The sequence below is a fragment of the Brevibacterium sp. XM4083 genome (assembly GCF_006489205.2).
Taxonomy (GTDB): domain Bacteria; phylum Actinomycetota; class Actinomycetes; order Actinomycetales; family Brevibacteriaceae; genus Brevibacterium.
On the sequence record NZ_VFYR02000001.1, the window covers coordinates 1 to 14,498 of the forward strand.

Below are 14,498 nucleotides of genomic sequence, written 5' to 3' on the forward strand. Positions count from 1 at the left end.
TGCTCACGGAGAAACGGTTTGCCAATAAGCAGCAGATCGCGGTGGTCACGGCTCGTGACAAGGGGTGTACGTTCCCGGGGTGTGATGCGCCTCCGGGGTGGTGTGATGCCAATCATGTGGTCCCGCATGCCCGGGGTGGGTTGACGGAGGTCAACAATCTGGCTTTGGCGTGCAGTGCTCATCATCATCTGATGGATCGGTCGGAGTGGGAGATGCGGATGATGGCCAATGGGCGCCCGGCGTGGGTGCCACCGGCATCGGTTGATCCTGCCCGGGAACCGGTCTTCCATCCCCGGTTCCTGGCCGAGGACATCATGAGCACCCTCTTCGACGACCTCGGCGGCACGGGCGGCCACGATGAGGGTGGCGGGGGCGAGTCGGGTGCCAACGGGTCGAGTGCCAACGGGTCGAGTCGGCCACCAGACTGACCGGGCCAGGGGACAATTGTGCCCGAACCCAATCAGTGCCAGAACCTAATCTGTATCCGAACCCGATCTGTACCCGAACTCTATCTGAGCCTGAGCTCAATCTGTGCTCGAACCCAATCTGCGGCTATGGGACCATCACCATCTGCGACTATGGAACAATCACCAACTGTGGCTGTGGAACTGCCACCTGAACGACACCGCAGCCGACCAGACCGTCGGGGCACCGTCAGCTCGAGCTCGCCCCAAGATGAGACGATTCGCTCTCACCCCTCGGCTCGTTCTCAGCCCTCGGCCTTGCCCTGTCGCCAGTAACCCATGAACGCGACCTGTTTGCGGTCGACGCCGACCTCCTGCACAAGGTAACGGCGCAGTCGTTTGACCGGGCCGGCCTCGCCGGCGATCCACGCATAGAACGGGCGGGAGCCGTGCTCGGTGTCACTCGAACTGCTCTTCGCGGCCTGCGTGAGCAGGGCAGGCGTGTCCCAGAGGATCTCCTCGTCGATATCGACATCCTCGAGTTCGACTCCGCCTCCCACGGACACCGACGCCCCCACCTCGGCGAGGGCTTTGTTCTCCGCGCGCACGGCCTCGCGCACCGCCGGCTCGAGAAGCGCACCGAAGTCGGCGTCGCCGCGCGGCAGCCACTCGACCTCGAAGCCCTCGGGGGTCGTGAGGTCGAGAATGTCGTCAGCGCTCGGAACCTCGATGACGGCCCTGCCGCTGACGGTCGCGTCCTTGAGCGAGTCGAGGATCGAGGCGATGGCAGGGACGGCGGTCTCATCACCGGCGAGCAGGATCTGATCGGCATCGCCGCAGTCGAACTCGATGCCGCCGTACGCGCCCTGGTGGTGACGGGACGGGCCGATGACGTGCAGTCGGTGGCCGATCTCAGCGTTCTTGGCCCAGGTCGCCGCTGGACCCGAATGGCCGTCATCATCGATGTGGAGCACCATGTCGACGACGAGTTCCCGGGCATCACCGCGCCACTCGCGGACGGTGTACGTGCGCATCGCCCCACGGACATCCTCATCGACCTGCAGCCACGCCTGGTACCACGGGTTCCCGGCCTCGACCTGCTCGGCGAAGAAACCGAGGAGGTCGAACTCCGGAGCGCTCAGTCCGCCCGGCGGGATGATGAGCTTGAACCGCAGGTCACGCGGATGCCCGTCGGTGCCGAAATCCGCCAAGCCGTCACCACCGAAGGTGATGCGGCGGAATGAGGGGCTCAGGTCCTCGACGCCGATGACGGTGGCCTCGAAAGCGCCGATGGATGCTCGTGACACGTGTTCTCCTCTGCCTCCTGCACGGGCAGGAGCGATCCGGCTGGTACTCGACGAGCATAACATCTTTGTTAGGTTAGCCTCTCCACAATGATGCTACGGTGATCTCGTTCCCGCTCCCTCTCGAAAGGTCGTCATGCGCCGACGTCAGCTCCTGGCTCTCACCGCTCTCGCTCCGCTCGCCCTCGTCGCCTGCTCCACCGAGGCGTCCGAGTCCGGTGCCGCTCAATCCTCGGCGAAGAACTTCTCCTACTCGCCCGCCGGCTACGACGGGGTCACCGTCACCCTCGACCGACCGGCTGAGCGCATCGCGATGGACTTCTACTCCGCAGCCGCGCTCGCGCCCTACGGCATCACTCCCGTCGCGGTCTTCGGATTCGGGCAGAACGAATCCCCGGGCAAGTCGTTCGACTCCACGGGCGTCAAGGTCGTCGGCACCGACATGGAACTCGACACCGAGGCACTGGCCGCGACAATGCCCGACATCCTCGTCGCCTACGGCAACGAGACCGGCGACGGCTGGACCTGGTGGGATGACAAGCTCAAGGAACAGGTCACCTCGCTCGTCCCGTTCGTCCCGATCAAGCTCCAGGACCAGACACCTGACGACATGTTCGGCCAGTACGCCGCCGTCGCCCAGGCGATCGGTGCGGACACCGGCTCCGCGGAGATCGCCGCACAGCGCCGAGACTTCGATGCGGCACGGCAGCGCATCCGCGACGTCACCGCGGACAAGGACTGGCTCACGGTGCTCCTCGCGAACTTCAACGCCGACATCATCTACACCGCGAAGGACCTCGGCATCGCTCGGATGCTCGCCGACGACGGCGTGACCCTCGTGGGACCCGACTCCGGCGCCGACAGCTCATGGGCCGAGGTCTCGTGGGAGAAGATCAGCGACTACCCCGCCGATGTCCTCCTCGTCCACGACGCCTCGGCCGACTTCGAGACGAATCCGATCTACCTCAGCCTGCCGACGGTCAAGGCCGGTCAGACCGGCACCTGGGACGACAAGCGCGCCTTCACCTACGACGGGTACGCAGCATGGCTCAACGACCTCGCCGAGGTGCTCGACCGAGCCGACGACATCGACAAGAACTGACCCGGCTGACTCCGGGCCCGGAACTGGTCGGGACCGCCCACGATCAGGTCTGCGTGCGCTCACGGCCGGAGACGGTCAGGACCCGACCTGGTCAGGCGCGGCGTCGCCGGCGCGGTCCCTCGCAGCAAACGGCCGAGCGTTCCGACAGCTGACCATTCCGGCAGCAACGGCTCGTCCCGACGGTGACGAGCCGTCCGTGCGGCGACGGGCCGTCCCTGCCACCGGCCATCACGGCAGCCGCAGGTCACCACCTCCGCCACCGCTCGTCTCAGTAGTCGTAGCCGTCGCTGATGGTGATGACGACCTTCCCGTCGACGATCTCGGCGACGCCGTCGACGGAGAAGATCACCGTGTCATCGAATGCCCCGCCGTCGTCGAAGAACGAGTCGTAGCTGCCCGTCACCAGCGCCTCGCCCTCGGAGACCGTCGTGATCGCCCACGACGGACCGCCGTTGGGCCCGGCTCCCATTCCGCCGTCGTAGTAGTACGGATCGGACGACGGATCGGACACCGTGACGGTCGGGTACGACGAGATCGACCACTTGAGATCCGTGGCATCGAAGCTCTCGGCGCTGTATGAGCCGAACGGGCAGCCATCGGGCTGAGCCACCGTCTTCTTCGCGCAGCTGTCGACGAGCGTCTTGACCTGCTTGTCGACCTCGCTGCGGAACGCGTCCGTCGGCTCGGGCGCGAGCAGCGCGGGATCACCTGCGTCGAGATCCTGATCCTCGACGCTGCCGCCGAAGAAGGTGCGGGCCTCGATCGGATCCGCGGAGACGAGGTCGCTCTTCTCGGCCAACCCGACGGTGTAGAGGGCGGGGAACGCCGGCAGGGAGAGCGCCGAGTCGGTCGTGTCGACGTCGATCCCGTTGACCTTGACCGTGCTCAGTCCCGGAGTGTCCACCGTCAGGGGCGCGAGCTCCGGCGACTGCAGCGTCCACTCGTCGAAGAAGAGCGCAGTCTTGCCCGACTTCACCAGCGAGAACTCGGTTGTGCTCTTGCTCCCGCCGAGGTCGAACGTCGCCGACACGAGCGCCTGATCATCGGCGACATCGGCGTCGGCGACGGAGATGTCGGTCGGCAGGGCCTTGGCGCCGCCGAGGACGTCGTTCGTCAGCAGCTGCCGCTGCTCGGCGGGCACGTCGACATCGGCGATCTCGAGCGCGCCTTCGGCGTCTCCGTCGGCAAGGCGCTGCAGATACTTCTCGACGGTGGCCTCGGGGCCGAACATTCCGCCGTTGACCTGCGTGACGACGATCAGCCCCGCGACGAGGACGAGGACCGCCGCCCCACTGATCACTCCGACGAGCGTCGCCTTCCTGCGGTTGAAGGGCTTGGCCGGCGGGGTCGCGGGATACCCAGCCGGAGGACCGGAGGGTGGGGCCGCGCTGCTGTTCCACTGCTGGGCGGTCGGCTGCTGACTCGATGCCGACGCGGCGTGCCCGGCCGCGTAGTGGCCCGCCGCTGAAGCGTAGGGCGCAGACGCGTCCTGTCCCGCGGTGGGGGACGCCCCTGCCGGTTGTGACCCCGACGCCGAGGTGGTGGTCGCGGCGGAGTGAGCATCTCCGGGACTGCTGCCACCGGATCCCGGGGAGACCGCGCCCGGCTGTCCGGGCGCACCCGCGTCACTTCCCGGTGCCGGGTACCCGGGTGCCACCGGTGGCGGCGGGGGAGGCGTCGACCCGCCGGCGACGGCATCGGGGTGGATGAGCGGGAAGCGCGGTTCGCTCATCCCGAGGGCGTGTCCCCAGTGCGGATGAATAGCGCGCCCGGCGAGGAGCTTCGCGACACCGGGCATCGTCAGCGCCAGCCTCGGCCCAAGGGTGCGCGAGACCACCTCGATGAGGCCGCCCCAGACAGCGAATATGAGGAACGACCAGGCCAGCACGCCGATGCCGGCTTCAGCCGTGCCCATGCCGCCGAACATCTCCGTCGCCTGTGCCGAGCCCTGCAGGGCCGCGCGCAGAGGCAGCGCGAGGACCGAGAGCAGCCCCCACACCACGGCGAACGCGAGGGGAATCCGCCATGCGGTGCTCCACTGCCGGGGGTCGGGACCCTGCGCGGTCCAGTACGGACGCCGCGTGACCGTGGCGACGAGGGAGGCCGCGAGCACGGCGACGGCGACTGCGATGAGCCCCAGCCACAGCTGTCCCGGCACATCGTCGCTGAAGATCGTCAGTGTCTCCGAGAAATTTCCGGACTCCATGCCGAACGCGCCGGCCATCGAGGCGGTGAGACCACCGAGATGGACGAGCAGGGTGAGGATGAGACCCATGTTGACGAAGGTCAGGGGGACGAGCTGCCCGGGAACGTCGAGTCCGAGCGGCAGGACGAAGAGGGCGACGACGGACATGATCGCGACCATGACGATGAGGTGGATCCATGCGACGAGTGCGGCGGGAACGACCCAGCGGAGGAATCGCGCTCCGACCGCCTCGGTGCCCTTGAAATGACCGGCGATGCGACCCCACATGCTCACGGCGATGACGACGAGGAGCGGAAGGAAGAACGATCGCGCGGTGACCGCGGAGAACTCGAGTGTGGCGCCCTGACTGCCCTCCATGAGCGAGAAGCGGGCGGCGAAGATGAGCTGGAGGACGAAGAGCACGATGGTGAAGGCGAGGGCGGAGATGCCGATGCGAATCCACGTCGACCCCCGATTGGGGGAGGGGGAGCGCAGCTCGCTCCACCGGGTGAACCACCACAGCGTGCCGAGGACGACTGCGGTGATGATGAGAGGGGCACCGGAGAGGACGATGTCCCCACTGGCCGAGGCGAATCCGTCGGACTGGAACTCGAACCGCACGGCGGCCGAGCCGAACAGCGCCAGGGCGAGGAGGACGAAGGGGAGCGCGTAGCCGATCTTGTCGGTGCTCATGCCCGTGTACTCGGTGAATGAGTCGAGGTCAGACATCGAACCGGCGATCGCGGCGAGGATGATCGCGACGACGATGCCCGCGGCGAGGGCGATTCCCGGCGGGAGGAGAATCGCCCGCCACGTCGCACCCTGGGAGAGCGGGGCGGTGTAGCGCGATGACGGTCTCGGAGCGCCGAGGTGACTCTGACCTGGATAGGGCGAGCCCTGGCCGGCATAGGGCGAACCCTGGTTCGGGTCAGGCGAACTCTGGTATGGGTAGGGGGAGCCCTGTTGGGCGTAGGTCTGGCTCTGCGGGGAATACGGCTGGCCCGGCTGCGGAGAGGGCTGGCCGGGTTGGGGAGAAGGCTGGGATCCCTGCGTTGAGTTCTCTGAGCTCTGCGATGGGTAGGGCTGGGCTGCGTACGGCGAACCCTGTTCTGCTCCTAGTGAATGGAGCTGGCCCGACGTGCCGGGGGTGGGAGACTGCCCTCCTGGTGTCGCAGACGGTGTGTCCGTTGTCGCATAAGGATCGGCGGGCGGGTTCGCTGCGGCTGCGGAAGCCGCTCCTGGTATGGACGCCGCGGCTGCGGACGCCGCCGCTGCAGCCTCCGGAGAGAAGCGCGGATACTGTGCCGTCGCTTCCGTGGACTCGGGTGCGGAATTGGTCGGTGGAGCTCCCGGCTTCACGGGGACGTCTGCCTCGCCGCCGAAGGTGCCCGAGTCTGTGCCCGCGGCACCCGGCGAGTCAACAGTGCCAAGCGTGGCAGTCTGACCAGGCGAGTCAGCAGCGCCAGGCGTGGCAGAGGTGTCAGGCGAGGCAGAGGCGCTCGCCCTGCTGCCTTTCGGCGGCTGGTCGGCCTGAGTTTCGTTGGTTGCCTTCGCTGTCCCGGCGGCACTGCCCTTGTCGGTCGACTTCGCGGTCCCGGTCCGTTTGGCGCCGTCCGTCGCCTTCGCTGTCCCGGCGGCACTGACCTTGTCGGTCGACTTCGCAGTGCCGCTGGATCCGTCAGCAGCATTCGGCGCCCCGGTGCCTTTGACGTCGTTGGTCGACTTCGCCGCCCCGGTGCCTTCGGCTCCGTCCGTCGCCTCCGGCACCCCGGTTCCCTTCGCACTGCTTCCGTTGGCCCTGCTTCCCTTCGCAATGCCGGCAGCCTTCTCATCCCCAGTGCCCTTGACCGTGCCGGTCCCCTTAACCGTGCCGGTCCCCTTAACCGCGTGGGTTCCCTTCGCCTCGTCGGTTCCCTTGGCCGCCTCGGCGCCTTCGGCGCCAGCGGGGGAGCCGGGCCTGCTAGCTGAGTCCTCGGCGGCAGGGCGACGGTCGGCATCGTCGTCGTGTCCGGATGGGGGAGATGCGGGCGTTCTGCTCATGGGGAGTCCTCCGACTGCTCTCGCACACCGGTCGCTGCAGTGCGCTTGACGTGGCCGCTGGTCTGAAATCGGTTTCCCAGCAGATCGATGTTTCCATCGATCCATTCAGTTGTAGTGATGTCCTTATATTAGGCTGAGAATGGCGATGGAAGTTTCCGTGAAGAGAACTTTTTGACCGACAAGTGATCTGGAGCTGCCGATGAGCACGAAATCTCCCCAGGGCAACGGCGACGAATGGCCGCGCGACGATTCGGCGGGCAGCGCTCAAGCGGAGAATCCCCGTGCCGAGAATGCGTGGAACCAGAACGGCGATTCGGGATGGGGTCGGCAGACCGACACCGGCTGGGGCCGAGGCTCCGGCACCGGAAGCACCGACACCGGCTGGGGCCGGAGCGCCGAGACGGGCTGGGGCAACGACAGTGCGGAACCGAACAGCCCCAGCATGCCCTACATCGCCGAGCAGAACCCCGCGCGGCCCCCGCGCTCGCAGTCCGCGGCGACCGGAACGCCGGGAACCCCGCCAGCAAACGCGGCCACCCCACCACCGAGCGCGGCAGCACCACCAGCGAACGCGGCCACCCCGGGAGCACCACCGCCCAACGCTGCTGCCCGACCCGGAACTCCGCCGGGCGTGGCACCCCCGCCGGGTCCACCGGGTTCGAACCAGCTGCCGACCGGGATCGCACCCTCCGGCGCCGCACCCGCCGGTCAGCCGCCTCGGCGCAGCAAGGGCCTCATCGCCGCCGTCGTCGTGCTCGCGGTCATCGCCGCGGCCGCGATCGGATTCGGCGCCCTGATGTTCGTCAACCGGGACGGTGACGAGGGGTCCACTGTCGCAGCGACGACGGCGCCGGCAGGCGAGGACGCCTCGACGGCTCCGAGCGCCGGGCCGAGCGAGGACGCTGATCCGACCGAAGCTCCGGAGTCGTCCCCCTCGCTTCCCGCCGATCCGAAGCAGGCGCTCGACCAGATCGTCACCACGGATCGGAAGACCGTCGTCGCCGACCTCGACGGCAAATGGGTGCCCCAGCTGAGTTCGAAGAAGGTCGGAATCGAAGCCGAGGGAAAGACGTGGGAACCGAAGGACATTCTCGCCGAACACGAGCAGATGCGGAAGGAATATCCGCGCGTACAACTGGTGTGGTCAGGGGATTTCGCGAGTTTCAAAGAAGACGATTTCTGGGTGACGATCGTCGGCATCGGCTATGACGATCCCGAGGACGCGCTGTCGTGGTGTTCGTCCAACGGACTCGGCCCCGACAACTGCTACGCGAAGCAGCTGAATACCTCAGGAGGGTATGAGGGCACGACGCGTCTGCAGGACTGAGGAACCGCTTCCCCCAGAGCCCTGCCGGTCCGACGCGCGACCCGGACTAAGATCGGACCATGACTTTCTGGTGGCAAGAGCTGAGAACCAACCTTGCCCGATCCTTCGATGACCGCTCTGACCAGCGGTGGAACCATGCGATCGCGACGATGCCGGTGTCCGATCGGGCCGCTGAGATGTTCCGTGCGGTCGAAGACGAATTCCTCCTCACCGGAGCCGACACGCCGAGGTGGGACGACCCGCACCGCAATCCCGACTTCGAATGGGGCCGGGTCAACGGCCCCGACGATCAGGCCGACGTCACCGACCACGCGAAGTTCGACATCGTCCACGCCCGAGCCCGCGCGTGGATCAACGTCCTGCGCCGGTGGGGAGGCAGCGCGCGGGAGAACCCCGAGGTCGACTGGGCGACCGATGATCCGTTCCTCGCGTCCGCCGATCACGCCGAGGTGATCACGAGCGGAATCCCCGACAATCCCGAACTCGTCATCGGCTTCAACGACTACGTCCCCGATGACCACGGCGTCGACCTCGTCGCCAACGTCGTCATCGCCCTCGGCGACCCCGCGGTGTCACTGGCCCGCGTGCCCGACTGCGGCTGCGACTTCTGCGACTACGGCTCCGACGTCCTCCTCCAGCAGCTCGACAGCCTCATCTTCTCGATCGTCGACGGCTCCGTCGAAGCGCAGTCCGGCGGACAGTACTCCGGCTACCGCACCTCGTTCGACGCGGCCGGAGAGCTCTCCGGCGACGCCGCGCACAAGCCCGCGAAGCACCGGGCGCGCCCGTGGTTCGCCGACTGGTCGCCGCGTCCCATGCAGGACTGGGCCTGAGTCCGGGCTCACCCCACCGAGGCGGCTGATGCCTCCTCGGTGATCTTCGCGGCCACCGCGAGATCCTCCCACGACATCCCCGACCCCTTGAAGATCAGGGTCCGCTCGTCGTCGACGACGACCTCGCCGGTGCTCAGCTGCTTCATCGTGATGAGGGTCTCCGCGTCGAGTTCGCCGTCGGTGATCGCGAGCACGACATCCCCGCATTCGCGCAGCGCAGTGCCGAGATCCTCGACGACGACCGCCGAGCGTGCGAACAGCGACGCCGGCAGCTCTCTGGCGTGCGGGTCGTGCGAGCCGCACGCCATGACGATCGCACCGTCATGGACGAGGTCGCCGTCGAAGAGCGGACTGCTCGCCGTCGTCGCCGTGACGACGATGTCGGCCTCCCGCAGGGCGGCGTTCGCCTCGGCGGTGGTCGCTGCGATGACACGCCCGCGCTCACGCACTCCGGCGGCGACACGATCGGGATGCCGGACGACGAACGCGACATCGGCGAGATCGACGTTGAGAACCTCGCGCAGGGTGTCGACGTGTCCGACGCCCTGCGGGCCCGCCCCGAAGACGACGACGCGCACGGGTCCGGTGAACCGGGACAGCGCCGGTTCGATCGCCGCCACCGACACCGCCGGCGTCCGCAGGGTCGTCAGCGCCGCACCGTCGATGACCGTGCGCAGCTGCAGCGTCTCGGCCGCATACATGAGGTACTGCCCCTGGATCCGGGGCAGGCCGTGATCGGGATTGTCGACCGAGACGCCGACGAGCTTGACCCCGACCCATGCGCCGAGCTCGGAGGGCATGAAGATCATGTTGCCGGCGCTGATGTCGGCGATCGTGCGCGGAATGTCATCGGCCGGATCGAAATCCCCGGCCAGCGCCTCGCGGAGGGCGGCGACCGCCTCGGCGGGGGATAGGGCCGCGACCACCGCATCGGCGTCGAGGTAGGTCACATCGTTCATCGTCACGTCCTTCCTCACTGCGGACCCCTCGCGCTGCGACGGTGGTGCGGTCCATCGGGGTGCGGACATCCGAGGGCGCGCAGCACCGGGTGGCAGGGGCGGTCTCCTCCAGGCTAGGTGATGCCGGCAGCAGGGCGAAGCGCGGTCCGTGAGTCGGGCCGCATCGTCGTGTCGACCACCGTTATTGGGTCGCACTGTCGGGTCTCGCTGTCGGGTCGACCACCGCTATTGGGTCGACCACCGCTGTCGGGTCTCACCCCGGGTCTCGCGCGTGAGCGTTGAGCGGTGGATCCTCACGACGTGCGTCGGGCGACGACCTCGGCCGCCTCGGTGAGGACAGTGAGCGCCGCGGCGATGAGCGGCTGCCCGGCCGAACCGCTGCGGATCCCGGTGAGGATCTTCCGAGCCGGGACGGGATCCCCGCGCAGCGGCACGCGCACGGCATCGTAGCCCTCGGGCAGGTGCGCGAGGCGCGGGACGAGCGCGACGCCGAGCGAGGCCGAGACGAGCGCGGCCCCCGTCTCCCACTCGTGGGACTCATGGGCGACTTCGGGGACGAAGCCCGCGGCGGCGCAGGAAGTGCGCACGAGGCGGTGGTAGGGCGTGCCGGGCCGATCGAGGATCCACTTCTCCTCCGCTGCCTCGCCGAGGGCCACCGACTCGCGTCCGGCGAGACGGTGGTGGCCGGGGACGAGGAGATCGAGACGGTCAGTGAAGAGCGCGGACTGCTCGAACCGGGCATCGCTGCGCGGCGGCAGCGGATCGGTCGCGACGACGACGGCGATGTCGGCCTGGTCGGCGAGGAGCAGGTCGAAGCACTCCTGCGGATCGGCTTCGATGATCCGCACCTCGGCTCCGGGATGCGAGGTCATGACGCGCTCGGCCGTGAGCGGAAGCAGACTCGCCGCGGCCGTCGAGAAGCCGCACAGCCGCAGGACCCGCTGGCTGACTGCGTGTCCAGCCTCGGAGAGCTCCCCGCGGATCTCCTCCCACCGGGTGAACAGCTCCTGCGTGCGCTCAAGGAGCAGCTGACCGGCGGGCGTGAGCACGAGGGTGCGGCCGTGCTGTTCGAGCACGGCGACTCCGAGATCCTTCGACAGGGTTCTCAGCTGGTGCGAAATCGCGGAGGGAGTGAAGTCGAGGCGCTCGGCGGCCGCCGTGACGGTGCCGACCTCGGCGAGGACGCGGAGAACGTGGAGGCGACGATCGATCATGCAATATTCTTTCACGACCATCCACGAAATGATTCGCTTTTCTTCGTCATCTGCCGCCTCGACACTGGAGACACAGCGAGATGTCGGATGCTCGGCCAGCGCATCGCCGGTGGCACAAGGGGACGTCGGCCGCATCCGATTGCGGCACAGGACGTCGGCCGCGGGACGGACGATCCCCAGAGCGGTGGAGCGTCGGCGGAGGCGATCACCCGACCGGCCGAGGCGATCATCCGACTGGCCGAAGCGAGCACGATGCAGTGGAAGTTGAAAGGCAGGAGCAGAGATGACGATGGCTCCCCGGTCCCGGACCGCAACGCCCGCCCCGACTGACGATGTCCCCGCCCCCGCCCACCCCAGTGCGCCAGCCGCGCACGCCCACCCCAGTGGGCCAGGCGCCCACGGCCGCCCCGGCGGGCCAGCCGCCCCCGTCCACCCCAATGGGCCAGGCGCCCCAACCCACCCCGGTGAGCCGGCCGCCCGCCTCAGCGCACCGCCCACCGACCTCAACGCACCGCCCGCCGACCTCAGCGCGCCGGGCGCCGATCTCAGCGCGCCGGGCGCGCTCGACCGGCTCATCGACGAGCGCCGCCCTGGCTGGTCCCTCGAGGCCCCGTTCTACATCAGCCCCGAGTTCTTCGCCCGTGACGTCGAAGCGATCTTCGCCTCGACGTGGATCTTCGTCGGCACCGTCGCCGAGGTGCCCGACCCCGGCGACTACGTGACGATCGACGTGGGCACGTACTCGGTCATCGTCATCCGCGACGACGACGGCGAGGTCCGCGCCCACCACAACGTCTGCCGGCACCGCGGCACCCGGCTGCTCAACGACCTCGCCGGGTCGGTGGGCAACATCGTGTGCAGCTACCACCAGTGGACCTACACCCCCGGCGGCGAGCTCATCTCCGCCGGGGCGCAGGCACCGGGCTTCGATCCCGCGTGCTTCTCCCTGCGTCCGGTCAGCGTCCGCGTCATCGCGGGGCTGATCTTCATCTGCCTCGGGCCGCCGCCGGACGACATCGCCGAGGTCGCCGACGTCATCGCCCCCTACATCGCACCCCACGACATCGCCGGGGCCAAGGTCGCAGCCCAGGTCGACCTCATGGAGGACTCGAACTGGAAGCTCGTCATGGAGAACAACCGCGAGTGCTACCACTGCGAAGCCGGCCACCCGGAGCTCACCTGCACCTTCTTCCCCACCTACGGCTACGCCCCCGACGAGATCCCCACTCGCCTGCAGCCGGCCTACCAGCGCTTCCTCGACGCCGAGGCGCGCCTGCACGAGAACTGCGATCGCAACGGTGTGCCCTACACCCTCGTCGAAGACCTCAGCGGACGCCCCACCGGGTTCAGGATCGAACGGGCAGCCCTCGACGGGATGGGGGAGTCGTACACGATGGACGGTGCGGCCGCCTCGGCGAAGCTGCTCGGCGACCTCGACACCTTCACCCTCGGACGCGCCTCCCTCCACGTCCAGCCGAACATGTGGTTCCACGCGATGGGCGACCACATCGTCACCTTCAGCCTCGTCCCCCTCGCCGCGGACCGGACGCTCGTGCGCACGACGTGGCTTGTCGACGCCGAGGCGGTCGAGGGCATCGACTACGACCTCGAGAACCTCACGACGGTGTGGATGAAGACGAACGAACAGGACGCGACGTTCTGCGAGCGCGGGCAGCTCGGGGTGTCGTCCCCGGCGTACCTGCCCGGACCGTACGCGCCCACCGAGGTGCACCTCGATGAGTTCTGCACGTGGTACATCGAACGGCTCACGGCGCACCGGGAGAGGGTGAACGGGCGATGAGGTACGTGAGGTCACCGTTTCCCCTGGAGGCAGACCTGCGGCCAGGGGCGCCGGCGAGCAAGGCGACGTTCCGCGTGCCGGCGCGGGGTGCGGGTGTGGGGGCCTCCGCATCGTCGGTTGCCGCGGCAGCCGCAGGTGCCGTCGCAGTGAGCACCGCTGAGTCAACCGCGCCTGGTGCCGCCGCTGCCGCGCCCGGTGCCGTCGCAACCGCGCCCGGTGCCGCCGCTGCCGCGATCGGTGCCGTCGCAACCGCGACGATGGCCGGAGAGGCCGATGGCATCACCGGTCTCGCCGAATGCGTCGGGATCACCCGAGTCACCCACGACATCATCACGATCGAACTCCGCGCACCGTGGCTCACCTCCGCGGACTTCGAACCCGGGCAGTACCTCACGGTGCGCGTGCCCGAGCTCGGTCTCGAGCGCTGCTACTCGATCTCCTCGGCGCCGTTCGGCACGAACACGTTCACCCTCACCGTCAAGCGCGTGCCCGGCGGTGCCGTCTCGACGCATCTCCACGACGTCCTCCGCATCGGCGACAGGCTCCACGTCGACGGCCCCTACGGACTTTTCAGCACCAGCTTCCACCCTGCGGACAAGCACCTCTTCGTCTCTGCGGGCTCGGGGACCACCCCGATCATGTCGATGATCCGCGCACTCCTGGCCCACCGGATGCCGGACCCCGTCGACATCGTCCTCATCCACAGCGCCTCAACACCTAAGGACATCGTCTTCCGGGCCGAGCTCGACCAGCTCGCCACCGTCCCGGGAGTCCGCGTCGTCGTGCACTGCTCTCGGGATGCGGCCGCGGAGAGATGGACGGGCCCGCGCGGGCGGATCGGCCGGGAGATCCTCGCCGAGGCGGCCCCCGATGCCTGCGATCGCGAGACCTTCGTGTGCGGCCCCGTCGGGTACATGGACGCCGTGCGTCCGCTCCTCGCCGAGGTGGGTGCCCGGAGAGTGCACGAAGAGTCGTTCGTCTTCGGCTCCGCACCCACTGCCCGGTTGGCCAGGCGCCGAGCCGAGCAGTCGGTGGTCCCGGTCGCGCCCGGCGCGACGTTTGCGATCGACTTCGCGTCGAGCGGCACCCGGGTGGAATGCGATGTCGCAACCACCGTCCTCGAGGCCACGGCCGCCGCCGGTCTGCCTGTCCCCTCGTCGTGCGGAGCGGGAATGTGCGGGACGTGCAAGTCGACACTCCTCAGCGGCGAGGTCGACATGCGCCACGCCGGAGGGATCCGTCCGAAGGAAATCGCGGCCGGCAGGTTCCTGCCGTGCTGCTCGACGCCGCTCAGCGACCTCGTCATCGAGCGGTGACCAGCGTCATCGA

The 14,498-nt window shown here is 68.4% G+C and carries 11 protein-coding genes; 7 read left to right on the top strand and 4 right to left on the bottom strand.

What is annotated here, in order from left to right; genetic code table 11:
- Positions 1 to 191: 191 nt before the first annotated feature.
- The gene (locus tag FJ887_RS00005) at positions 192 to 428 is read left to right on the top strand and encodes a hypothetical protein (protein ID WP_250786128.1); all 237 of its coding nucleotides are present in this window, start codon (positions 192 to 194) and stop codon (positions 426 to 428) included.
- Between the two features lie 281 nt (positions 429 to 709).
- Here FJ887_RS00005 and FJ887_RS00010 read toward each other — a convergent pair whose 3' ends face one another.
- Complete coding sequence (locus FJ887_RS00010; protein ID WP_250786129.1) at positions 710 to 1,711, bottom strand: siderophore-interacting protein; 1,002 nt, start codon at positions 1,709 to 1,711, stop codon at positions 710 to 712.
- Positions 1,712 to 1,844: 133 nt separating this feature from the next.
- On the opposite strand from FJ887_RS00010, the gene FJ887_RS00015 reads away from it, so the two are divergent.
- Positions 1,845 to 2,810: an ABC transporter substrate-binding protein gene (locus tag FJ887_RS00015; protein ID WP_140955800.1), complete on the top strand. Its 966-nt coding sequence runs from the start codon at positions 1,845 to 1,847 to the stop codon at positions 2,808 to 2,810.
- Positions 2,811 to 3,078: 268 nt separating this feature from the next.
- On the opposite strand, the gene FJ887_RS00020 is transcribed toward FJ887_RS00015, so the two are convergent.
- Entirely contained in the window at positions 3,079 to 7,035 is a 3,957-nt protein-coding gene (locus FJ887_RS00020) for a hypothetical protein (RefSeq protein ID WP_250786130.1), read from the bottom strand.
- A gap of 199 nt (positions 7,036 to 7,234) precedes the next feature.
- Between FJ887_RS00020 and FJ887_RS00025 the strand changes: the two genes are divergently transcribed.
- Positions 7,235 to 8,362: a hypothetical protein gene (locus tag FJ887_RS00025; protein WP_250786131.1), complete on the top strand. Its 1,128-nt coding sequence runs from the start codon at positions 7,235 to 7,237 to the stop codon at positions 8,360 to 8,362.
- A 59-nt stretch (positions 8,363 to 8,421) separates the two neighbouring features.
- Positions 8,422 to 9,195 (top strand): DUF6226 family protein, encoded by a 774-nt coding sequence (locus FJ887_RS00030; protein WP_140955799.1) that lies wholly within the window; start codon positions 8,422 to 8,424, stop codon positions 9,193 to 9,195.
- Between the two features lie 8 nt (positions 9,196 to 9,203).
- On the opposite strand, the gene FJ887_RS00035 is transcribed toward FJ887_RS00030, so the two are convergent.
- Both FJ887_RS00035 and FJ887_RS00040 read right to left on the bottom strand, forming a co-directional pair.
- Entirely contained in the window at positions 9,204 to 10,154 is a 951-nt protein-coding gene (locus FJ887_RS00035) for an ornithine cyclodeaminase family protein (protein ID WP_140955798.1), read from the bottom strand.
- A gap of 293 nt (positions 10,155 to 10,447) precedes the next feature.
- A complete protein-coding gene (locus FJ887_RS00040; RefSeq protein ID WP_137826948.1) occupies positions 10,448 to 11,368 on the bottom strand; it encodes a LysR family transcriptional regulator in 921 nt (306 codons plus the stop codon).
- On the opposite strand from FJ887_RS00040, the gene FJ887_RS00045 reads away from it, so the two are divergent.
- From FJ887_RS00045 to FJ887_RS00055, 3 genes are all read left to right on the top strand, one after another.
- Positions 11,348 to 11,698, top strand: a complete 351-nt coding sequence (locus tag FJ887_RS00045) for a hypothetical protein (protein WP_181365686.1) — start codon at positions 11,348 to 11,350, stop codon at positions 11,696 to 11,698. The genes FJ887_RS00040 and FJ887_RS00045 overlap by 21 nt on opposite strands.
- The gene (locus FJ887_RS00050; protein WP_250786132.1) at positions 11,652 to 13,169 is read left to right on the top strand and encodes an aromatic ring-hydroxylating oxygenase subunit alpha; all 1,518 of its coding nucleotides are present in this window, start codon (positions 11,652 to 11,654) and stop codon (positions 13,167 to 13,169) included. Before FJ887_RS00045 ends, FJ887_RS00050 begins: the two co-directional genes overlap by 47 nt.
- Before the next feature lie 146 nt (positions 13,170 to 13,315).
- Complete coding sequence (locus FJ887_RS00055; RefSeq protein ID WP_249356916.1) at positions 13,316 to 14,485, top strand: FAD-binding oxidoreductase; 1,170 nt, start codon at positions 13,316 to 13,318, stop codon at positions 14,483 to 14,485.
- Positions 14,486 to 14,498: the final 13 nt, after the last annotated feature.